Annotated in this window: 19 protein-coding genes; 10 read left to right on the forward strand and 9 right to left on the reverse strand. The window is 47.2% G+C overall.

The genetic code is table 11. From position 1 onward, the window contains the following. Positions 1-131: 131 nt before the first annotated feature. The 4 genes from NQ542_RS03080 to NQ542_RS03095 all read right to left on the reverse strand — a co-directional run bounded on the left by NQ542_RS03080 (position 132) and on the right by NQ542_RS03095 (position 4,465). On the reverse strand, positions 132-824 hold the full coding sequence (locus tag NQ542_RS03080) for an NUDIX hydrolase (RefSeq protein ID WP_005638955.1): 693 nt from the start codon (positions 822-824) through the stop codon (positions 132-134). A 29-nt stretch (positions 825-853) separates the two neighbouring features. Continuing rightward, positions 854-1,999: a galactokinase gene (gene galK / locus NQ542_RS03085; RefSeq protein ID WP_005638956.1), complete on the reverse strand. Its 1,146-nt coding sequence runs from the start codon at positions 1,997-1,999 to the stop codon at positions 854-856. A gap of 90 nt (positions 2,000-2,089) precedes the next feature. After that, the gene (locus NQ542_RS03090) at positions 2,090-3,346 is read right to left on the reverse strand and encodes an MFS transporter (RefSeq protein ID WP_005638958.1); all 1,257 of its coding nucleotides are present in this window, start codon (positions 3,344-3,346) and stop codon (positions 2,090-2,092) included. Between the two features lie 39 nt (positions 3,347-3,385). Next, positions 3,386-4,465, reverse strand: coding sequence for an aldose epimerase family protein (locus tag NQ542_RS03095; protein ID WP_005638959.1), 1,080 nt, complete (start codon positions 4,463-4,465; stop codon positions 3,386-3,388). Between the two features lie 189 nt (positions 4,466-4,654). Here NQ542_RS03095 and NQ542_RS03100 point away from each other — a divergent pair, with 189 nt between their 5' ends. Next, a complete protein-coding gene (locus tag NQ542_RS03100) occupies positions 4,655-6,610 on the forward strand; it encodes an alpha-L-arabinofuranosidase C-terminal domain-containing protein (protein ID WP_005638961.1) in 1,956 nt (651 codons plus the stop codon). 243 nt (positions 6,611-6,853) lie between these two features. On the opposite strand, the gene NQ542_RS03105 is transcribed toward NQ542_RS03100, so the two are convergent. Together NQ542_RS03105 and NQ542_RS03110 are read right to left on the reverse strand one after the other, a co-directional pair. Continuing rightward, the gene (locus tag NQ542_RS03105; RefSeq protein ID WP_227945715.1) at positions 6,854-7,822 is read right to left on the reverse strand and encodes an alpha/beta hydrolase; all 969 of its coding nucleotides are present in this window, start codon (positions 7,820-7,822) and stop codon (positions 6,854-6,856) included. Positions 7,823-8,076: 254 nt separating this feature from the next. Then, the gene (locus NQ542_RS03110) at positions 8,077-9,624 is read right to left on the reverse strand and encodes a hypothetical protein (RefSeq protein ID WP_005638967.1); all 1,548 of its coding nucleotides are present in this window, start codon (positions 9,622-9,624) and stop codon (positions 8,077-8,079) included. Positions 9,625-9,788: 164 nt separating this feature from the next. Here NQ542_RS03110 and rbsK point away from each other — a divergent pair, with 164 nt between their 5' ends. The 6 genes from rbsK to NQ542_RS03140 all read left to right on the forward strand — a co-directional run bounded on the left by rbsK (position 9,789) and on the right by NQ542_RS03140 (position 14,971). Then, complete coding sequence (gene rbsK / locus NQ542_RS03115; RefSeq protein ID WP_005638971.1) at positions 9,789-10,718, forward strand: ribokinase; 930 nt, start codon at positions 9,789-9,791, stop codon at positions 10,716-10,718. A gap of 25 nt (positions 10,719-10,743) precedes the next feature. Next, positions 10,744-11,760: a nucleoside hydrolase gene (locus tag NQ542_RS03120; RefSeq protein ID WP_005638973.1), complete on the forward strand. Its 1,017-nt coding sequence runs from the start codon at positions 10,744-10,746 to the stop codon at positions 11,758-11,760. 7 nt (positions 11,761-11,767) lie between these two features. Continuing rightward, complete coding sequence (locus NQ542_RS03125) at positions 11,768-12,769, forward strand: GRP family sugar transporter (RefSeq protein WP_005638975.1); 1,002 nt, start codon at positions 11,768-11,770, stop codon at positions 12,767-12,769. A gap of 149 nt (positions 12,770-12,918) precedes the next feature. Then, positions 12,919-13,677: a hypothetical protein gene (locus tag NQ542_RS03130; protein WP_005638979.1), complete on the forward strand. Its 759-nt coding sequence runs from the start codon at positions 12,919-12,921 to the stop codon at positions 13,675-13,677. After that, positions 13,649-14,032 carry a GtrA family protein gene (locus NQ542_RS03135; protein ID WP_005638982.1) on the forward strand — a complete coding sequence of 128 codons (384 nt, stop codon included), beginning with the start codon at positions 13,649-13,651 and terminating at the stop codon, positions 14,030-14,032. Before NQ542_RS03130 ends, NQ542_RS03135 begins: the two co-directional genes overlap by 29 nt. Positions 14,033-14,038: 6 nt before the next feature. Next, positions 14,039-14,971: a glycosyltransferase family 2 protein gene (locus NQ542_RS03140; RefSeq protein ID WP_005650082.1), complete on the forward strand. Its 933-nt coding sequence runs from the start codon at positions 14,039-14,041 to the stop codon at positions 14,969-14,971. Between the two features lie 11 nt (positions 14,972-14,982). Here the strand turns inward: NQ542_RS03140 and NQ542_RS03145 are convergent, their stop codons facing one another. The 3 genes from NQ542_RS03145 to NQ542_RS03155 form a co-directional block, all read right to left on the reverse strand. Further along, positions 14,983-15,384 (reverse strand): pyridoxamine 5'-phosphate oxidase family protein, encoded by a 402-nt coding sequence (locus tag NQ542_RS03145; RefSeq protein WP_005638985.1) that lies wholly within the window; start codon positions 15,382-15,384, stop codon positions 14,983-14,985. Positions 15,385-15,458: 74 nt separating this feature from the next. Beyond that, positions 15,459-16,271: a helix-turn-helix domain-containing protein gene (locus NQ542_RS03150; protein WP_005638987.1), complete on the reverse strand. Its 813-nt coding sequence runs from the start codon at positions 16,269-16,271 to the stop codon at positions 15,459-15,461. Positions 16,272-16,283: 12 nt separating this feature from the next. Then, a complete protein-coding gene (locus tag NQ542_RS03155) occupies positions 16,284-17,429 on the reverse strand; it encodes a glycerate kinase family protein (RefSeq protein ID WP_005638989.1) in 1,146 nt (381 codons plus the stop codon). A 172-nt stretch (positions 17,430-17,601) separates the two neighbouring features. Here NQ542_RS03155 and gnd point away from each other — a divergent pair, with 172 nt between their 5' ends. The 3 genes from gnd (at position 17,602) to pgl (ending at position 21,429) form a co-directional block, all read left to right on the forward strand. After that, positions 17,602-19,074: a decarboxylating NADP(+)-dependent phosphogluconate dehydrogenase gene (gene gnd, locus NQ542_RS03160; RefSeq protein WP_005638990.1), complete on the forward strand. Its 1,473-nt coding sequence runs from the start codon at positions 17,602-17,604 to the stop codon at positions 19,072-19,074. Between the two features lie 168 nt (positions 19,075-19,242). Next, positions 19,243-20,712, forward strand: a complete 1,470-nt coding sequence (gene zwf, locus NQ542_RS03165) for a glucose-6-phosphate dehydrogenase (protein WP_005638992.1) — start codon at positions 19,243-19,245, stop codon at positions 20,710-20,712. Between the two features lie 15 nt (positions 20,713-20,727). Beyond that, positions 20,728-21,429: a 6-phosphogluconolactonase gene (gene pgl / locus NQ542_RS03170; RefSeq protein WP_005650079.1), complete on the forward strand. Its 702-nt coding sequence runs from the start codon at positions 20,728-20,730 to the stop codon at positions 21,427-21,429. Positions 21,430-21,450: the final 21 nt, after the last annotated feature.

The following is a 21,450-nucleotide window of genomic DNA, read 5'->3' on the forward strand; positions in this document are numbered from 1 at the left end:
GGCATATATGCACGGTGCTACGGCTGCGAATATGGAAACATCGAATGCGCAAGTCTGTTCCGCTTGGGCTACTTTGTGATCGGAATATCCGGCACATCTGCCAAAGTCAGCATGTTGAATGATGTTTTTTATTATAGGGAGAAATAGAACCCTTGTTCCAGCAGATGGTCGTATTTTTCTTTGTTGAACATATAATAGAAAGCCCCTCTTTTGGAACCTTTCTTGTCTTTTTCATCCAACTTCTCCAGAATATCCATCGCATTTAGTTTTTTGCGGAAATTACGCTTGTCCAGTTGAGTCTGGTAGATGGCTTCATACAGGTTCTGCAATTGCGGTAACGTGAATTTTTCGGGAAGCAGGTTGAATCCGACCGGACGGGTAGCGGCTTTTCTGCGCAGACGGGCTAATGTGTCGGTGATCATTTGGTTATGGTCGAAAATAAGTTGTGGAACTTCGCTGACCTTGGCCCAGACCGCATTATACTCTTCCAGTGTTTCGCTACTGAAATCGTTCATATTGACGAGTGAATAGTATGCTACGGAGATAACCCGCTCTCCGAGATCGCGGGTAATGTCTCCGTAAGCACCTACCTGTTCCATAAAAAGATTATCAATGCCAGTACAGTCGGTAAGCACGCGTGAGGCGGCCTCCTCTATACTTTCTCCTGCTTTGATAAAACCGCCCATCAGAGACCATTGTCCCATCATGGGTTCAAACTTACGTTTATAAAGTAATACATTAAGCTCTTTTTGATCGAATCCGAGTATAATACAATCTACTGCAACGTAAAATTTGGTTTCGTTCTGATAAAAAGCGGCTGTCATGATTTTTTTTATGGAATTATAATTAATTATTATGCGAGCTTGCGTGCGCCGTCGCTGATTACTACATTATATAACTTAGGTTCGTGGCCGAATTTAGCAGTGTAGGATTCGAATGCTTCTTTGATGAATGCATCGTATTTTTCTTCTTTCACCAAGTTGATTGTACAACCACCGAAACCGCCACCCATTACGCGTGAGCCGGTTACACCGCATTTCTTGGCAACATCGTTCAGGAAGTCCAATTCTTCGCAGCTGACTTCGTACAATTTGCTCATGCCGTGATGTGTTTCGTACATCTTCTTGCCTACGGTTTCGTAGTCGTCTTTTTCCAAAGCGTCGCAAACATCGAGTACGCGCTGTACTTCTTCGATCACATATTCGGCACGCATATAATCTTCAGCGCTGATGTCGCCTTTGACTTCGTTCAGCATATCCATTGTCGCATCGCGTAGGAATTCGACTTCCGGATGATTGCGACGGATTGCGGCGGCGGCGTTTTCGCAAGATTGGCGACGTTTGTTGTAAGCCGAAGATGCCAGTTCGTGCTTAACGACTGAATCCAGTAAAACCAATTTGTAACCGACCGGATGGAACGGGAAATATTTATATTCGAGTGAACGGCAATCCAGACGGATCAAACTGCCTTCTTTTCCGAATACAGAAGCGAACTGGTCCATAATACCGCAGTTTACGCCGCAATAGTTATGCTCTGTTGATTGACCGATCTTAGCTAATTCAAATTTGTCGATGTTCAGGGAGAACAAGTCGTTTAAAGCAAATGCATAGGTACTTTCCAATGCGGCGGAAGAGGACATGCCTGCACCCAGAGGTACATCGCCTGCAAACACGGTATCGAATCCCTGGATCTGTCCGCCACGTTTGATGGTTTCGCGGCAAACACCGAAAATATATCTTGCCCAGCTTGCTTTTGGAGCGTCTTCTTCGTTCAGACCAAATTCGGCGTAGTCGTTCAGGTCGACAGAGAAAGCACGAACTTTACCTGTGCCGTTTGGTTTGATTTCGGCAATCATGCCTTTGTCGATAGCCCCCGGAAATACGAAACCACCGTTATAATCGGTATGTTCGCCAATCAGGTTAATACGGCCCGGAGATGCATATACGCTACCTTTTGTTGAGAATAACTCCTGAAATTTATTTCTGATCTTTTGTTGCATGATATTAATTTTTTAGATGTGTTATAAATAAAGAAATTATCCGGCTTTATTGGTAACCGGATAATTTCATGAATTGGCATATTTATAGTCTTATTCTGATTTTTTTGACGGTTTGGAACCGATAGCTGCGTAGAATAAAATGTAAGCAGCACTGAAAAGCACAACCCAATAGCTGGTCATGTAGTCGGTCATATCGGCAACCCAACCCTGGATAGCAACCATTACGGCGCAACCGAACACCATTGTCATAAAGATACCGCTGGCAATGGCCGTGTATTTACCTAATCCTTCAACCGCCATGTTGAAGATACCACCCCACATTACACTGGTGCAGAGACCAACGAGGAGGAATGCCAGAATACCGACGGGAACTTCCTGCCAGATAACGCTTAATGAAGCCCAATCTATACCGGGAACTTCAACCGTACTCGTTTCAGGTGAAAACATTCCGAAGCTCACTAACAGCAAAGTGGCGCTTGCGACAGTCGTGATCATCGCGCGGCTGGAAATTTTGGCACCGATACTTGCTCCTACAAAACGTCCGATAAGCATCATCAGCCAGTAAACAGCTACGATAAGGCCGACGGTGCTGGCCGGTATGCCTTTAGATGTCAGATATTGTAGGATATAGGTAGGAGTTCCTACTTCTACACTCATATATAAGAAGATAGCCAGGGCGCCCAAAGCAAAATGACGATGGCTTAAAGCTCCTTTGATTAGACTTGTGTCGACCGGAGCCTGTTCGGGCTCTTCGATTTTAGTGAACATGATCACTACAAATGCGATGACAAAAATAGCCAAAGCGATCATCAGGGCAGGGGTGGCATCGGCAATATGTGCCTTTGCTGCATCACCGATAAGAGCTCCCATCAAGATGTAGCAAGCAACGGCTGCGGTACTGTTGAATACACCTCCGAGCTGAATCAGCTGGTTACCCTTGTTTCCGCCACCTCCCAACAAGTTAAGCATCGGGTTGACTACGCAGTTCAAAATACACATGGTGAAACCGCTGGTAAACGCTCCGATCAGATAAACCAAGAAAGCGCTTTCTTTGCCTACGTGACCGCTCAACCATTGGATTAAAATACCGATGATACCTATGGCTAGGCCGATAAGAGCCGTTTTTTTGTAGCCATATTTGGCAATCAGCATACCTGCGGGGATTCCCATTACCAAATAGGCGATGAAGTTACCATAGTTTCCGATTTGGGCAAGGACATTGCTTGCTCCGAAGTCGTTCTTTACAATAATAGCCATTGGTGAACAAAGATTTGTCACGAATGCGATCATAGCAAAAAGTGCAATCATGATGATGATGGCACTCCATTGTTTTTTTTGTTGAGTCATTGATTGATGTTTTTTTTGTTATTATTAATTTGTTACTTGTTATTCGACAGAAAATTTATAAATTGTCTTGCTCTGGAACGTTTCACCCGGGCGTAGGACGGTGGACGGGTACTCCGGTTTGTTCGGGCTGTCGGGATAGTGCTGTGTTTCCAGACAAAGGGCGGCACGTGCCGGATAGCGTTGTCCGTTCTTGCCGACGAAATTGCCTGTCATCCAATTACCTGTGTATAATTGCACACCCGGTTGTGTCGTGTAGCATTCCATTACGATGCCGGTTTTGGGCGATGTGCAACGGGCGCAGAGTGACAGCTCGTTCTCTTCTTTTTTATTTAATATATATGTATGGTCATATCCTTTTCCGAAATTCAGTGCTTCGAAATCTTCATCGATACGTTCGCCCACTTCGTGTGGAGTACGGAAGTCCATCGGAGTTCCTTCTACTTTTTCTTTCGGACCATAAGGTATAGCCGTTTCGTCGGTCGGCAGATAGTAGTCTGCATTGATTGTCAGTTTATGATCATATACGGAAGGATCACCTTGGCCGGATAGGTTGAAGTAGGAGTGATTGGTCAGGTTCAAGACGGTCGGTTTGTTTGTTACCGCATGATACGTGATTATGACCTCATTGTCATCGGAAAGATGATAAGTCACTGTTGTATCCAGTTTTCCGGGGAAGCCTTCTTCACCGTCGGCAGACGTGTATTTCAATTCCACCGTCTGGCCGTCGATCTTGTTTAGGTCCCAGACTACGGAATTGAAGCCTTTCAAACCACCATGCAGGCTGTTCGGCCCATTATTGATAGCCAATTTATCGTACACAATGCCATCCAATGTGAATTTTCCGCTCGCGATACGGTTGCCGTATCGTCCGCAGATAGCTCCGAAATAAGGTTCTTCGGAAACCAGGTATTCGTCTATAGAATTGTGTCCTGTTACTACATCGGTTAACTTTCCGGACCGATCCGGTACCATAAGCGATACAATCTTTGCACCGTAGTTGGTAATGGTAAGTTCTGCTCCTTTGTTATTTGTAAGGATGCATAGCATCGTCTCCTTGCCGTCTATTTGCTTGCTGAAATTAGCTACAGTTAAGCCAGACAGCGTGCTTTCGTTCTTCATGTAAATATAGTTTCAAAATTGTGTGTAAAATTACTCTCTTCTTTGTATTCATGCGCTACTTTGAAGATGTTTTATAGCATAAAACGGCTTTTTGTCTGCTAAAACGGACGATACGTCTTCTTTCAATCGGATTTATTAGTGTACATTTGTAACTAAATAATCTTTGTATTCACGGAAAAACACATACCTATGACAAAAAGTATGAAAAAAGCCATTGCCCTGTGTCTGTTTAGCATGGGTGTTGTCGGTTTAATGGCACAAAGTAATGAATTTAAGATAGATGTGCAGAAAACAGGTGCGCCTATCCAGTCGACCATGTACGGGATCTTTTTTGAAGATATCAATTACGGAGCCGATGGCGGCCTGTATGCCGAACTTGTCAAGAACCGTTCTTTCGAGTTTGAAAATCCGTTTGGGGGCTGGACGCCCTTCGGGAATGTCAGTGTGCAGACCCAGAAGCCCTGTTTCGACCGTAATCCGCATTATGTCCGCCTTTCTTATGAAAAGGAGCTGACCGGAACCGGCCTTGACAATGAAGGCTTCAATGGGATCGGCATCAGGGAAGGGGAGAAGTACGACTTCTCTTTATATGCCCGCACTCGGTCCGGCGATGCGCCGGTCAAGCTGCGTATAAACCTAGTGGACAGCCGGAATGACCTGTACGAGCAAAAAGAGATCGAGGTGAGCGGCAAGGAATGGAAGAAATATACGGTTGTTCTGACGCCGGGAGCGACAGAAGCCCGTTCCCGTCTGCGTATCACGATGGTGACAAAAGGAATTGTCGATCTCGAACATATTTCATTGTTTCCACAAAAGACATTCAACAACCGTCCGAACGGCATGCGTGCTGATTTGGCACAGGCTTTGAAGGAACTGAAACCTGGTGTCTTCCGCTTTCCCGGCGGTTGCATTGTGGAGGGAACGAACAAGGCTACCCGCTACCAGTGGAAAAACACGGTCGGTCCGGTCGAGAACCGTCCGATCAATATCAATCGATGGAACTATACATTCTCGCACAAAAAGTTTCCGGATTATTATCAGTCCTGCGGCTTGGGCTTTTTCGAATATTTCCTATTGAGTGAAGATATTGGGGCTGAACCGCTTCCCGTGTTGAACTGCGGTCTTTCCTGCCAGTATGAAAACCAGGACCCGAACGAGAATTGTCCGGTGGATAAGCTACAACCTTATATAGACGACGCCCTCGACCTAATTGAGTTTGCTAACGGTTCGGCAACCAGCGAATGGGGAAAGATACGTGCCGATATGGGACATCCGGCTCCTTTTAACCTTAAACTTATTGCCATCGGCAACGAACAGTGGGGACCGCTTTATCCCGAACGTCTCGAACTGTTTGTCAAAGCGATTCGGGCTAAATATCCGGAGATAAAGATCATCGGTAGTTCCGGTCCGCAATCGGAAGGGGAGGATTTTGATTACCTCTGGCCGGAAATGAGGCGCTTGAAAGTGGATTTAGTGGACGAACATTTCTACCGCTCTCCTGAATGGTTCCTGAACGGAGCCAAACGCTATGATTCGTACGACCGCCAAGGACCGAAAGTGTTTGCCGGCGAATATGCCTGCCATTCTGTCAACCGCGAGAACAGTTTTCTGACCGCCTTGTGTGAAGCCGCTTTTATGACAGGTTTCGAGCGAAACGCGGATGTGGTGTGCTTATGCACGTATGCCCCGCTTTTTGCTCATGTGGATGCTTGGCAGTGGCGTCCGGATCTGATCTGGTTCGACAACCTTTCATTGGTAAAGACTCCTAACTATTATGTGCAGCAGCTATATGGTCATAATGCTGGTACGAACGTCGTTCCGCTGACCATGCAGGGCGAACCGGTCACCGGACAGTTGGATTTGTATGCCACTGCAGCGGTCGATAAGCATTCAGACGAGCTTATCATCAAAGTCGCCAATACCGGAATCCGTAACAAGCGGATTAAGTTGAACTTGAACGGTCTTTCGGCCGGTAAGCATAAAGGGACGCTTACGTTGCTCCATTCTTCCGACCTGGAAGCTAAAAACACGTTGTGTAATCCTTCGACAGTAGTCCCGCTCGTTTCTGATATTGAGGTGGAGGCTCCGCAGGGAGAAGTGAACTTGAGACCGCTTAGTTTCTCCGTCTATCGTATCAAATTATGAATAATAGTAGGTCCTGCCATTGATCGTTTTCGTGCAACCGGTATAGGAGCTTTCGGTGACAGGCCGGACCTGTATTTTGGAGTTTGTTTCGAACGCCGGAGACTTGCCAGGACTTGACCTTACTTCCTTTCCCAACAAAGGTCAAGGATGAACCATGCCTTGTAGTAGTCCTTGGCCTTATTGTACATTACCTTTTACTTGGTCTATTTTAGATGAAATTCCTGAATCGTTCCAAACTTTTTGTTATTTCAAATATTTATGGAAAAAATGTTCGATTTTGTCGAACGGGATTACTGACAGGTTGTCGTAAAGGTCGACATGGTTGGCACCGGGGAGGATCAGCAACTCTTTGTTATCACCCGTTAGTTTCTTGAATGCGTCTTCGCTGAAATAACGGGAATGGGCTTTCTCGCCGTGTATCATGAATACGGCACTACGGATTTCGTCGCTGTAAGTGAGTAAAGGCATGTTGATGAACGAAAGAGCCGATGTCTTGTTCCATCCTCCGTTGGAGTTGAGTGACCGTTTGTGATAACCACGGTCGGTCTTATAATAGTTGTGATAGTCTTTTACAAACCAGGGGACATCGTCGGGGAGTGGATCGACCACTCCGCCGGTGAGCGCGTATGAGCCGTTCTTCGTGTCTATTGTACGTTGTTCGTTGAGTTGGCGGCGGAGTTCATGGCGCTGGTCGGCATTCATGGAGTCGAAATAGCCGTTTGCGTTTACCCGGCTCATGTCGTACATCGTGGAAGTGACTGTGGCCTTGATGCGGGTATCGATCGTGGCAGCGTTGAGTGCCATACCTCCCCATCCGCAAATACCGATGATGCCGATGCGTTCGGGATCGACGTCATCGTGTGTAGAGAGGAAATCCACAGCTGCGCAAAAGTCCTCGGTGTTGATGTCGGGAGAGGCTACATAGCGGGGTGTTCCACCACTCTCTCCAGTGTATGAAGGATCGAAAGCGATGGTCAGGAAACCGCGTTCTGCCATTGTTTGTGCGTAGAGGCCTGATGCTTGTTCCTTCACGGCCCCGAAAGGACCGGATATAGCGATAGCCGCCATTTTCCCGTTTATATTCTTTGGTGTATACATATCGGCTGCAAGCGTGATGCCGTAGCGGTTGCGAAATGTTACCTTACTGTGATTCACTTTATAGCTCTTCGGGAAAATCTTGTCCCATTCTTTTGTCAATTCTAAGTCTTCCATTTCTATATTCTTTTTATCAGTTTGAATTATATTCTCTTCAATTATCCTGTTTCCTGCCTCCATTGCCGTGACTCCAGCCATCAACAATGCTAATGCTATTATTTTTTTCATATCTTTTGTATTGATTTGGCCGATGCGCAACCAACAATGGTATTAGCCGGCACATTTTTGAATCTATTGCATTGATTTTTTTACAAAGGTCGGCATGTATTCTTTTTCTCTTTGTAGATAAATTACGGATATTATGCCCTAAATTACTGTTTTGCCGATATATACCAATCTGTTCGCGACAAAATCTCCCGGAGAGGGATGTTTGTTAGTTTGCTCTCGATCCAAGCTGTAAAATCGAAAGTTTTAAGGAGTTGTTTTTCGTATTTGTCTTGCCGGATACGCATTATATCCTTTTGGTATTGTGACCACAGCTTCTCTTGGTCTTTTTTATAGATGGGCAATGGATGGGCCATTAGGAAGCGGAATAGTAGTTTTTCGGTGATATACACTTGCTTCTCGTAACCGATCATTCGCTTGATGGAGCTTATTTCGTTCGCGAAAAAGCAATAGTTCCCTAGTTCTGCCTGGATAAGGAGATTGATGAGGCGGGCTGTTTTGTAGGACGGCAATGTGTGGAAGAATTTGCCGGAACCGAGTATGTTTTTCATGCTTTTACGGGCTTTCATCGGTTCTCCCAGGCAAAGATAAAGGATGGAAGAATAGAGGGATAGTTTTAGTTGGGTTTCCGGTCTGGTCATGGTTGCTTTCTTAGCAAAAAAATCGGTATAGGTCTCTGTAAGATGCACTGCTGCGTCAAATTGTCCGGTGTTGAGCAATCCCGAGAGTTCGTACAGGTAGTGGCGTCCTTGTACTTCCATCAGGAACTCTGTTGGGTAGTTGCCCGTGCTGATTTCTTTCAGTTTGGACAAAAAGAAAGGCATTTCCCGGTATAATCCGGCAACGTGCAGGCTGTTCAGTACTCCCTCTATGGCACTCAGGTAGTAGATCGGTGGGTTGAGGATTAGATGCCGGTTCGCTTCGAAAAGCGCGATCAGTTCCTGATAGAAGCGGATCGCCGATTTATAGTTTCCGGCATTCAGGTAGTAGGTCGCTTGGAACAACAGGTGAAGTTTGTGTGCCTCGAATCCCTGGTAGGAATGGTTGGCGATCAAGTTCAGTTCGCTTAAAACAAGATCGTTCAGGTTCTCTTTCTGTTTGTTCGAACGGGCATACCCTTTATAGGTAATGCGGTATTTCAGAATATCATATAGTTGCAGGTGGAGGTTCGTGTTGCGAGCATATTTCATTACGTCGTTAATCTGCATTTGTTTGCTTACCAGTTCTTTCTCGCTGATGCCTTCAAAACCGAGTGTGCTTAGATATTTCAATTCCGTACGGTAAATCAGAAGGAGGAGTGGATCGTTTTCGTATGTGACGGCCAGCTTCTTTGCTTTTTCCAATTCGGCAAGTGCATTGTCGAAAAGTTCCCGTTCGAAAAGAATGCCAGCCTTTGTGATATAATTGAAGATAGTCGTCTGTATGTCTTGTTTCTCCCTCAATTGGACGAGGCAATCCAACAATACCCGATAAAGATGCTTGGCTGCTATCTCAAAGCTTTTTTCGTTCACTTTGCCGCAAAACTTCTCATATATTTGTTCGGCGGAGAAGCCTTCGCATGCCAGGTCGTATAGAACCATATAATGTTTATCCCCGTTTTGCAGGTTGGTATAGAGTCTGATGTATCGTTTTTCCGCTTTGGAAAGCGACTTGATCAATAGCATGACCTGATTGAGTTTTGTGGCCTGTTTCATAAATTTATCTGTTTGTCTATAAGATATATTTTGTATATGTTATTTACAAAAATAAGATTTGGGTTTATCTTTTCCAAAGAATTATGTGGAAAAAAGAAACGATATACATATTATATTTGTAACGCTTCATTGCAAATGATTCATAATTTAATACGAAATAAAATATGGACACAACACAAATATCCAGACGACAAATCCTGGTGGTTGGGAGTTGCAATACCGATATGGTTATAAAAGCCGCTCATCTGCCTCGTCCGGGTGAAACGATTTTGGGTGGAACATTCTTTATGAATCCCGGTGGAAAAGGGGCGAACCAAGCAGTGGCGATAGCGCGTTTGGGTGGTTCCGTCACTTTTATATGCAAGACCGGAAGTGATATATTCGGTCACCAGTCACAACAACTTTTCGAGGAGGAGGGAATCAATACCTCTTATGTCTTTTCAGATTCTGGGAATCCTTCCGGCGTAGCCCTGATCACGGTGGACGAAAAAGCGGAAAACTGCATTGTCGTCGCTTCGGGAGCGAATGCTAACCTTCTGCCGTCCGATCTAGCGAAGGCAGAGGAGGCTATTGAGTTGGCTGACTTGATCCTGATGCAGCTGGAGGTCCCGATGGAGACCGTGTGCTTTGTTGCGGATATCGCCTGGCAAAAGGGGAAGAAAGTGATTCTGAATCCGGCTCCGGCACATCCATTACCGGCCGATCTGCTCCATCATTTATATTTGATCACGCCGAACGAGACGGAAGCGGAGATGATTACCGGTGTGAAGATAACGGACGATATTTCAGCGGTGGAGGCTGCCCGTGTCCTTTCGGGAATGGGAGTGCAGCATGTTATTATTACGCTGGGATCAAAAGGGGCACTTATTTGTAGCGACGGAGAAGCCGAGATAGTTCCCGCTTTGAAAGTAGAAGCTGTCGACACGACTGCCGCCGGCGATGTATTTAATGGAGCCCTGACTGTCGCTTTGTCCGAAGGGCGAAATTTGAAAGAATCCGTCCGGTTTGCCTGTAAGGCTTCGGCTATCTCGGTGACACGTGTAGGGGCGCAGTCGTCAGCTCCTTATCGGAACGAAGTGGATATATTCGATTAATCAAATCTTGTATAAATTCAATAACATGAAAAAAACGATTCTTTTTACCTGTTTGACCGCTTTGCTGGCGGCCTGTTCCGGAAAATCGGCTGTAACTGCTCCGGAAGAAACGACGGTGCAGCCTGTCAACCTGATATTGGATACGGATCTGGGACCGGATTATGATGATGTCGGTGCGATGGCTCTGATGCACGCGTTGGCTGATAGTGGGCAAGTGAACATTTTAGCGGCTGTTTCGTCTAATAAGGACGAGCATGTCGTACCCTGCATAGAAGTGCTGAACACCTATTTCAACCGACCGGACATTCCTGTCGGTGCCCCGAAAAGCGAGGGTGGCGTTTCGCTGACCACCTGGCATAAGACTAAATGGACGGAAGAGCTTCCGGCGCGTTATCCACATAAAACGGCAAAAACCTCGGATGCTTCGGATGCGGTGAAGGTCTATCGCCGGATTTTGAGTACGCAGCCGGATAGCAGCGTTGTGGTTTGTACGATCGGTTTTTTCACCAACCTGAAGGACCTATTGCTTTCCGGTGGTGACGAATATAGTCCGCTTTCCGGCTGTGATTTAGTCGCGAAGAAGGTGAAACGGGTGGTTTCGATGGCAGGTTTGTTTCCCGAAGGGAAGGAATTTAATGTCTATTGTGATACCCCAGCATCCCGTGTGGTGGCAGAGCGATGGCCTACGGAAATCATATTTAGTGGTTTTGAAATCGGAAATATGATTTTTACCGGGAAGAAGCTGGTCCAGATGGATGTGGAAGACAGTCCTGTGAAAGATGCCTATTCGCTCTGTTTTGCCGAAGGCGATCCAAATGGCCGGATGAGTTGGGATCTTACGGCTGTGCTGGTGGCAGTCAAAGGGTATGAACCTTATTATAATGTGGAGCGCGGAACGTTCCGTGTCGTGAATGATGAAGGAGCCAATAGCTGGACACCGGATGGGAAAGGTAAGGACCTTCGTCTGATCGAGAAAGTGCCGGCGGTGGAGATGGCGGTTCTTATTGAAAATTATATGATGCATCAACCTGTTTCAAAGTAAGGAAGTTATGTTTATAGTACAAGATTATTCGTTGGCGATCCTATTTTGTGTTGTCACAATGCTTTGTTGGGGATCGTGGGGAAATACACAGAAGCTGGCCTCGAAGACTTGGCGGTATGAGTTCTTTTATTGGGATTATGTGATTGGAGTGTTGCTCTTTTCCGTTTTTTCCGCTTTTACGTTGGGCAGCTTTGGCTCTGAGGGGCAGGGGTTTCTGCTTAATTTGCCACAAGCTGATATGAGATCGTTAGGGAGCGCTTTCCTGGGGGGCATTATTTTTAATGCAGCCAATATCCTATTATCGGCAGCTATTGCAATTTGCGGCCTGTCGGTAGCTTTTCCGGTCGGAATCGGGCTGGCGTTGGTATTAGGCGTATTAGTCAATTATTTCGGAGCGGCTAAAGGAGAACCTTTGTATATCTTTATTGGCGTAGCTCTGATCGCAGTTGCTATCCTGCTGAACGGTCTGGCCTATAAGAAAGCATTGGTCGGTTCGAAAAAAGTGTCGGGAAAAGGTCTTTTTATTTCTGTCGCAGCAGGCGTGATCATGGCTTTCTTCTACCGTTTTGTTGCGGCTTCGATGGATCTGGATAATTTTGCAGAGCCCGCATTGGGCAAGCTGACACCTTATACCGCTGTGTTTATCTTCTCTTTAGGCGTGTTTGTTAGTAATTTCCTGTTTAATACGATCGCTATGAAACGTCCGGTGGAAGGTGAACCAGTTTCTATCTCCGGTTATTTCAAGGGGAATACCAAGACACACTTGGTGGGTATATTAGGAGGCGTTATCTGGTGTATCGGGCAGTCTTTTAGTATGATCGCTTCTGAAAAGGCCGGAGCTGCCATTTCGTACGGTTTGGGGCAGGGGGCGACGCTTGTATCCGCACTTTGGGGGATTCTGATATGGCATGAATTCAGAAGAGCTCCACGTTCTTCGGATTTTCTGAATGCCGGAATGTTCGTCCTGTTTGTGATTGGCCTGGGCTTCCTTATTTATGCAGGGGCGTGAGTCGGAGTCTAAAACAAGAACGGTTCTGGGGAAGTTGCAATAATTTTGGTGCGTTTTATCTCAGCTATAAGTTATTTATCGCGAAAAAGCCTTACATTTGTCTTAGTTTCTTGTTTATTGGATATGTACAAAACTAAAAAGCAGGCTTTATGAAAGAGGATAATGATATTTTCAAGAAGTTCCGGGACTCTTTTAGTAAGATTGACGGACATTTCCATATATTAGAACAGCGTGTACCCGTAGAACGGCAGATGGAATATTTTAAATACTCGGAAAAGATCAGGAAAGATCAGGATAAGCCGGATATCTCGAAAATGGATTTTTCGGTTTTCGAGGATAGTCTGGATGATCCCGAATCGACTGTGGAACATAAGAAGTATGTATTGTCTATGCTCGCGACCTCACGACAGGTAAAAGCATACAGGATATTGGAAGAATATGCCCAGGCTCCGGATCCGGATGTGGCAGACTGGGCATATATGGCTTTGATGGAAAGCCGTATCGCTCTGGAATCCGAACTGTCGGACGAGAAGCAGATTTATATCTCTACCGGTTTGGGAGGAAAAGGGGAGAAGTTGCGTTTTTATGTGCTGATCCTGGCGAATGAGCTGAAACCGTTCTTGGAGTATCAGAAGAAAGTGATTGAACGTGAATTCCCCTATTCCTTGGAAAAGGCGGGTTGCGAAATCGAGCGGTTGACAATAGGTGAAAAATATATGGAGCTGGTTTTCCTGATCCCTGTCCGGGCAGATATCAAGCAGGCGCTGGACAAGGTGATCAACGAATGTAACCAGTATGGAAACTTTCTTTCGCAGGTCTTCACGATCACGAATGTGAAGGAGTTGTCGGCCGAGGAAGTGGAAGAGATTATAAAAAAGAATGGAGGAAACAGTCAAGCAAGCCATTAAATATGGTATAGTGGGAGTGAGTAATACGGTGATAACCGCCGTTGTCATCTGGATCATGATGAAGTTGTTCGGATGTTCGGATGTTGTTTCGAATATGGTCGGTTATGTAGCAGGCGTATTGAATAGTTTTATATGGAATAAGCAATGGACATTCCGAAGTTCGGCTGGATGGATCGGCAGTGCCGTCCGTTTCGGTGTCGTGTTCGGAGTGTGTTATCTGTTGCAATTGGGGCTTTTAGTGTATGTCCTGAATCCATACCTGTCGATCGACCCATATTATAACCAATTGATAGCAATGGCTTTTTACACGGTGATTAATTTTATCATGAATAAGTTTTATACGTTTAAAGCTTAAATGCAGATGAAGAAACTTGCGGTCATAGTCCCTTGTTATAACGAGGAGTTGGTCATTGCCGAATCATACCGGCGTACACGGGAGGCGTTGCATAAGCTCCCTGTTTTAACGGAAATTATCTATATCAACGACGGCAGTAGAGACCGGACGCGTCTGATGCTGGACGAGATCGCGGCTTCCGATCCGCAGGTGAAGGTGATCCATTTCTCCCGTAACTTCGGACATCAGCCGGCTGTCACGGCAGGTATCAACAATTGCGATGCCGACTTGGCTGTCATTCTGGATGCCGATATGCAGGACCCTCCCGAACTTATCCCATCCATTCTCGAATTGCAGGAAAAGGAGCAGGCGAACGTGGTTTATTGCGTCCGCAAGTCCCGCGAAGGGGAAGGGCTTTTCAAGAAAGTGACGGCGAAGGCTTTTTACCGTATGCTGAACTACATGAGTGATGTGAATTTCCCGTTAGATACAGGCGATTTCCGCTTGATAGACCGCAAGGTGATGGATCAGTTCGACCGTTTTCAGGAGCGTGGAAAATATATTCGCGGACTGATCAGCTGGGTAGGCTTCAAGCAGGTTCCTTTCTATTATGAACGAGAGGCACGTATTGCCGGAGAAACGAAATACCCGTTCAGCAAAATGTGGAAGTTTGCCACCACCGCTATGCTTTATTTCTCCAAGAAACCGTTGCGCCTGGCGACAAGCTTGGGCTTTATCGCCGTATTGGTCGGCATCGTGCTGGCCGTCTGGTTTACTTTAGGCAAGATATACGGCTTCAGCAATGCTGAAACAGGTTGGACTTCCATCATGACCTCCGTTATTTTCTTTGGCGGCGTTCAATTGCTGACAGTCGGTGTGTTAGGGCAATATATCGGCATCTTGTTTGACGAGATCAAAGCACGTCCGGAATATATTATCGATGAGAAGAAGAATTTCTAATCTGAATCTGGCTATTCGTGAATAAATACCCCATCGATCCAGATCGTAGCCTTTTGTCCTTTGAATTTGAGCAGGACATAATTCGGATCAGCCGGTCCTAACGGGAAGTGTGCGATAAACCATTCCTGCCAGAGCTCCTTTTTTATTTCAGCATCGGTAATTACCTCTACCTCTCCGGTTAATGCCACGCTATTGCCATTTTCGCTATAGCATAAGCCTGCTTTGGGATTCAGACGGAAATCTTTCGTTTTCAGAGAGTCGTTGCCGGTTGCCATCCAGACCACGGAATATCCTTCCGATTTGATTTTGCTCATGGGGACAGGGCGGGGATACCCTTCTTCGTTGACGGAAGTAATAACCACAACCTCGCAACGTTGCAATAACTGTTCTGCTTTTTCTTTCATAAGTTTCATATTTCAATGTTTTATTAGTTACGTGCAAATGTAGGGGTGGAACTGCCCTGCTCTATTGTAAAAAAACGACTTTTTCATTCCAGGTAAGTCAGCAAGACATCTTCGGGGATAGGGATCGAGAGGAAAGAAGCCGGTGTATTGCCGGATAACTGCCGGATTTCCTTATTGAAGTGGGAGAGGTCGTAATAGCCCGCTTCAACGGCAATCGTAAGCAGGTTGTCCGGTATGCAATTTTTCAGCAGGTCGATGGTGTTTCTGAATTTCATGATCCAGCTGTATTCTTTTGGAGTATAGCCGGTATATGCTTTGAATTTGCGTTCGAAATGACGTTGGCAAATGCAGATTTCATCCATCAATTGCAGGATCGGGAGACGCCCTTTCGAGCGATTAATCTGCTGCACGGCGAACGGGATCTGAGGATCAATCTCATAGTTGTCTTTCAGGCGGTGGATAAGGAACCGTTCGATCAGGCAAATCTGCTGCTGTAAAGTCTGTGCTTCACATAATGATTCGGCAAACGAGTCTGTAAAGAGAAGCGTCAAGTCGTTGCAGCTTATCCTCTGGTTCGTAAATTCAGAGAGAGGCGGTTTGCAGAAAGCGGTTAACCCGCAAGGATGGAAACGGACTCCCAGCATGTGAACGCTCGGCGTGTTCGTGACCAATTCCGAGAAAGTAGTCATCGGACCGACGAAGAAGCAACGATAGGGTTGCATGACCGGCTGGTTCGTGCCGACACATTGTGCAGTGTCTCCAATGGAAAAGATAAAGTCGCAGCAACCGTCCGGCAATATTTTGAAGTACGTGCCGAGTTCGGTTTTTCCTTTGAATACCCAATATTTATCAATGTAGGCCGACAATAGTCCGCAAGGTTGATATTCCGTGTACATATTTTTCTTGTTTTAGCGCGTGGCGAACGGGTGGATTACCGAACAAATCTGAGTCACCAGCCTGCGGATATTTTCTCTCGCAAATTCCGGTTCCATCGCTTTCTCCATTGTGACTGGACCGGGTGTGATCGAGAATATTCCCTGGAAGCCGGCCCGGTTCATTTGAGCTGCATCTTCTATGCTTCCTGCAAGTACTATGACGGGAATATTTTGTTTCCGGGCCTCTTCCAAGATACCGGAAGGCACTTTCCCCATCACTGTTTGCCGATCAGCCCGTCCTTCACCGGTAAAGATCAGGTCGGCTCCCGTTATTCTCTTACCGAAGTCCAGCACGTCGAGCATCAGGCGGATACCCGGTTTCAACTCGGCATTCAGGAACGCAAGGAAACCTCCGCCCATTCCTCCGGCTGCCCCGGCTCCGGGGATATCCGAAATGTCTTTGCCAGTAGTCGACAGGATAACCCGTGAAAGTGCCTGCATACCGGTATCCAGTTCTTTGACCATCTTGGCATCGGCTCCCTTTTGCGAAGCGAAGACGTAAGCCGCCCCGTCAGACCCGCAGAAGGGATTGCGTACATCGCAGGCAATCGTGAAGCGGGCCTCCTTTAAAGCCGGATGTACGGCAGATGTATCGATGGAGGCTACCTGCGACATGATCCTGCCTCCTGTCCCCAACAGATTTCCCCGCTTGTCCAGGAAACGGAACCCTAAGGCTTGCAGCATACCTAACCCTGCATCGTTGGTGGCACTGCCGCCTATGCCCACGATAAAATGGCGGCAACCTTGTTCGAGGGCGTCGAGAATCAGTTCTCCCGTCCCGTAAGTAGTCGTCAGCATCGGATTCCTTTTGTCTTCGGGAACCAAAGGCAAGCCGCTGACGGCTGCCATCTCGATCAGAGCTGTTTGCCCGTCGCCCGAAATACCGTACCGTCCCTGCACGAGCTCCATCAAAGGACCGTGTGCCGGCAGGGTCCGGTATTTCCCTTTTGTTGCGGAGGTGAGTATGTCTAACATTCCTTCGCCTCCGTCGGCGATCGGAAACAGCAAGGTCTCGCAATCGGGAAAGATCGTTTTGATACCTTCCATTACTGCACTTCCGGCTTCTTCCGAGGTCAGGCAGCCTTTAAAAGAGTCGATGGCTATTATTGCTTTATTCATTTTATCCGTCTTATAATGCTTCAGATGGTTTGTGAGTTCAAATGTATCTAAAGTTTATGAGAAATGACGGATTTCCAGAGAGAAAACAAAGCAATAAATAGATGCTCATTGGGAACAATTAGGTTAAAAAGAATGTTCCTTAAATAGAATTCAACATAAAAACAACTGAAATATGAAAGCAAATATAGGATTGATCGGGCTTGCCGTGATGGGCGAGAACCTGGCGCTCAATATGGAGAGCAAAGGTTTCACGGTTGCCGTATATAACCGGAGCGTACCCGGCGAAGAGGGAGTCGTAGACCGTTTTATCAATGGCCGGGGCAAAAGCAAACGTTTTATCGGAACGCATTCGATCGAACAATTGGTCGACTCGGTGAAAAGTCCTCATATCATCATGATGATGGTCAAAGCGGGGCGTCCTGTAGACGAGCTGATCTCGCAATTGCTCCCTTTCCTTTCGTCTGGCGATGTAATTATCGACGGAGGCAATTCTGACTTCCACGACACGGAACGTCGTGTGAAGGAGTTGGAAAAGAAAGGGATCTATTTCGTCGGAACCGGAATTTCGGGAGGCGAGGAAGGAGCCTTGCACGGCCCGTCTGTGATGCCCGGAGGTTCGGTGGAAGCTTGGCCGCTGGTGAAAGACATCTTGCAGGGAATTTCCGCCAAGTTGGACGATGGTTCGCCTTGCTGCGAGTGGATCGGAGCGGGGGGAGCCGGCCATTTTGTGAAGATGGTGCACAACGGCATCGAATATGGGGATATGCAGCTTATTTCCGAAGCCTATTCGCTGTTGAAAAACCGGAAAGGATTGGACAACGATGCGATGGCCGTCGTCTTTGACGAATGGAACGGAGGAGAATTGGATAGTTTCCTGATCGAGATAACCGCCAATATTCTGCGTTTTCGTGACGAAGACGGAAAACCGTTGCTCGACAAGATATTGGATGTCGCCGGACAGAAGGGAACCGGCAAATGGAGCGCGATCGCGGCGATGGACGAGAATGATCCGCTGACGTTGATCACCGAAGCGGTTTACGCCCGCTTGCTCTCGGCCTTGTATCCCGAACGAATAAAGGCGGCAAGCCTTTATAGTGGAAAGTTGAAAGTGGAAAGTGGAAAGTTATCAGACAACGCTCAACTTTCAATTGAAGACGTCCGTCAGGCACTATACGCAGCCAAGCTGATTTCCTATGCACAGGGATTCTCCTTGCTTCGCCACGCTTCCGAGCATTATGGTTGGGATTTGGATTACGGGACGATTGCCCGCATCTGGCGTAAGGGGTGTATCATCCGTTCCGTCTTCCTGCAAAAGATCACGGAGGCATACCGGAAGGACCCGGACTTGGAAAACCTGCTCTTCGATGACTTTTTCCACACTAAGATACAGGAGGCTCTTCCTGCCTGGCGCCGGGTTGTCGCCGAAGGTGCGCTGAGCGGTGTCGCCCTGCCTGCCATGAGTTCAGCTCTAAACTATTTTGATGGGTTGCGCACGCTGTATTCGGCAGCGAATATGATTCAGGCTCAACGCGACTATTTTGGAGCCCATACTTATGAACGTACCGATCGCGAACGTGGTCATTTCTTCCACACCAATTGGACTGGGGAAGGAGGCAATACGGTTTCGGGCACGTATAGCGTCTGATTCTACTGTTTTGGAACTTTCCGAAAACCTCAAAAATAGTTTTTGAAGCTTTCGTAGAGTTCTGCCACCCTCGAAAATGATTTTTGGGGCTTTCGGGAGTTCCGCTGCTTTAAAAAATGATTTTTGAGGTTTTCGGAAAGTTCTGACATCATTAAATTAAAAAAGCAAATGAAAACAGCAAGCAATCAATTATTAGTCATATTCGGAGCTTCCGGCGACCTGACGGGGCGGAAGCTCTTGCCCTCGCTCTACGAATTGCACGTTCGGGGCTTATTGCCGGAACGTTTCTGCATCTTGGGGGCGGCCCGTACGGAATATACGGATGACGAGTACCGCGCTTTCGAAAAGGTGCATATCCGGGAATCCCTGAAGAACAAGGAGGTGGACGATGTCGAACTGGACAGTTTCCTCCGCCGTGTTTTTTACCTTGCGTTCGATTCGACTAATTCCGCCGGATACCATAAACTGAAAGATCGTATCCATCAGTTACGGCAAGAGCAGCAGTTGCCGGACAAGATCATCTATTATCTTGCCACGCCGCCGGTGATGTACGAGTTGATCCCGACCTGCCTGAAAGAAAACGGGATGAATGTTGCCGGAAGCGAGGACGGTTGGCGCCGCGTGATCGTGGAGAAGCCTTTCGGAACGAGCCTCGAATCGGCCGAACGTCTGAACAAGCATCTCATCCATATCTTCGATGAGAAGGAAATTTACCGTATAGACCATTATCTGGGGAAAGAGACGGTGCAGAACATCCTGGTTCTCCGTTTCTCCAACGGCATATTCGAACCGTTGTGGAACCGTAATTACATCGACTCGATCGAGATCAGTGCCTCGGAAACACTTGGCGTGGAGAATCGCGGGAAATATTATGACGGGGCGGGGGCTTTGCGCGACATGATCCAGAACCATCTGATGCAACTGATGGCATTTACGGCGATGGAGTCGCCTTCGGTGTTTGACCCGGAGCCGATCCGTGACGAGATCGTGAAGGTGTTCCGCGCTTTGCGTCCGTATAAGACGCATGATATGGACAACCTGATTGTGCGTGGCCAGTACGACGGCTATCGGGAAGAGAAGAATGTGGCGCCTGACTCCACTACGGAGACGTACGTCGCTATGAAAATGTTTATCGATAACTGGCGCTGGAGCGATGTCCCGTTCTATATCTTTACTGGGAAGAAATTACCGGAAAAGAGTTCGGAGATCGTCGTGAACTTCAAGTCTACTCCTCACCAGCTTTTCGTCGGACAATGTTCGGGAGGTTCCTGCAACAAACTGATTATCCGTATCCAACCGGACGAGAGCATCACGCTGAAGTTTGGTCTGAAAATGCCGGGAGCCGGTTTCACGGTGAAGCAGGTGGGTATGGATTTTCGCTATGATTCGCTTTCGAAGAACTATCTGCCCGATGCCTATGAACGCCTGTTGCTCGATGCCATGTTGGGCGATTCGACTTTGTATGCCCGTAGCGACGCTTTGGAGGCAAGCTGGCGGCTGATCGACCCGATCCTTCATCATTGGAAGGAGGAGGGTGCGAAGAACCTGTTCTTCTACGCCCCCGGTGAAGACGGCCCGATCGAAAAGGCCAAGTTGGGGATGACACCGAAGGATTGCCCTTGCCAAAGTTGTCAATGATAAAAAAGGATGATTATGATCATAGAGAATTTTAAAGATGATAAAGAGGCCCTCCGGGCAATGACCGGAGAGCTTGTCCGGTATATGGACCGGAAAGATGACGGCCTGCCTTTCAACCTCGCTTTGTCGGGAGGAGGGACGGCACAGAAGATGTTCGCTCTTTGGGTGGATGAATATAAGGATAAGATCGACTGGGATGCGATCCGTTTCTTTTGGGTCGATGAACGATGTGTTCCGCCAACTGACCCGGACAGTAATTATGGACATGCAAACGAGCTTTTGTTCAAGCCGCTGCATATACCCGTCGGTCATGTGCACCGCATTCATGGAGAAGTGGAACCTGGTACGGAAGCGATGCGTTATTCGCGTGTCGTGAAAGAGTATCTGCCCCGGCACGGGCAATTGCCCTATTTTGATTGCATCATCTTGGGTATCGGAGGTGATGCGCATACTGCGTCCATTTTTCCGGATACCTTGCCGCTGTTGACGGACAGCCGTAATTACGCCGTTTCCCAACATCCCGAATCCCATCAGTTCCGTATCACGATGACCGGCCCGCTGATCCTGAACGATTCGCCGTTGCTGGTCCCGGTCTTGGGGACGGGAAAGAAAGAGATGCTCGAAGAGCTGAAAAAAGGCTATTCGGCAACCCATCCTACGCCTGCCGCCTATATCCTTACTCATGCGGTAGAGGCGTTTGTATACACGACTTTATGATAAGGTGGGGTGGAGTGAGAA

The organism is Parabacteroides merdae ATCC 43184 (genome assembly GCF_025151215.1).
Taxonomy (GTDB): domain Bacteria; phylum Bacteroidota; class Bacteroidia; order Bacteroidales; family Tannerellaceae; genus Parabacteroides; species Parabacteroides merdae.

Coding starts and splice junctions, on each gene's coding strand:
- NQ542_RS03125 (WP_005638975.1), top strand. CDS start 11,768: ATGTTTATAGTACAAGATTATTCGTTGGCGATCCTATTTTGTGTTGTC.
- gnd (WP_005638990.1), top strand. CDS start 17,602: ATGAAAGCAAATATAGGATTGATCGGGCTTGCCGTGATGGGCGAGAAC.
- NQ542_RS03135 (WP_005638982.1), top strand. CDS start 13,649: ATGGAGGAAACAGTCAAGCAAGCCATTAAATATGGTATAGTGGGAGTG.
- NQ542_RS03080 (WP_005638955.1), bottom strand. CDS start 824: ATGACAGCCGCTTTTTATCAGAACGAAACCAAATTTTACGTTGCAGTA.
- NQ542_RS03100 (WP_005638961.1), top strand. CDS start 4,655: ATGACAAAAAGTATGAAAAAAGCCATTGCCCTGTGTCTGTTTAGCATG.
- NQ542_RS03095 (WP_005638959.1), bottom strand. CDS start 4,465: ATGAAGAACGAAAGCACGCTGTCTGGCTTAACTGTAGCTAATTTCAGC.
- NQ542_RS03150 (WP_005638987.1), bottom strand. CDS start 16,271: ATGTACACGGAATATCAACCTTGCGGACTATTGTCGGCCTACATTGAT.
- NQ542_RS03090 (WP_005638958.1), bottom strand. CDS start 3,346: ATGACTCAACAAAAAAAACAATGGAGTGCCATCATCATCATGATTGCA.
- NQ542_RS03105 (WP_227945715.1), bottom strand. CDS start 7,822: ATGGAAGACTTAGAATTGACAAAAGAATGGGACAAGATTTTCCCGAAG.
- NQ542_RS03120 (WP_005638973.1), top strand. CDS start 10,744: ATGAAAAAAACGATTCTTTTTACCTGTTTGACCGCTTTGCTGGCGGCC.
- rbsK (WP_005638971.1), top strand. CDS start 9,789: ATGGACACAACACAAATATCCAGACGACAAATCCTGGTGGTTGGGAGT.
- NQ542_RS03140 (WP_005650082.1), top strand. CDS start 14,039: ATGAAGAAACTTGCGGTCATAGTCCCTTGTTATAACGAGGAGTTGGTC.
- NQ542_RS03155 (WP_005638989.1), bottom strand. CDS start 17,429: ATGAATAAAGCAATAATAGCCATCGACTCTTTTAAAGGCTGCCTGACC.
- galK (WP_005638956.1), bottom strand. CDS start 1,999: ATGCAACAAAAGATCAGAAATAAATTTCAGGAGTTATTCTCAACAAAA.
- NQ542_RS03130 (WP_005638979.1), top strand. CDS start 12,919: ATGAAAGAGGATAATGATATTTTCAAGAAGTTCCGGGACTCTTTTAGT.
- zwf (WP_005638992.1), top strand. CDS start 19,243: ATGAAAACAGCAAGCAATCAATTATTAGTCATATTCGGAGCTTCCGGC.
- NQ542_RS03145 (WP_005638985.1), bottom strand. CDS start 15,384: ATGAAACTTATGAAAGAAAAAGCAGAACAGTTATTGCAACGTTGCGAG.
- NQ542_RS03110 (WP_005638967.1), bottom strand. CDS start 9,624: ATGAAACAGGCCACAAAACTCAATCAGGTCATGCTATTGATCAAGTCG.
- pgl (WP_005650079.1), top strand. CDS start 20,728: ATGATCATAGAGAATTTTAAAGATGATAAAGAGGCCCTCCGGGCAATG.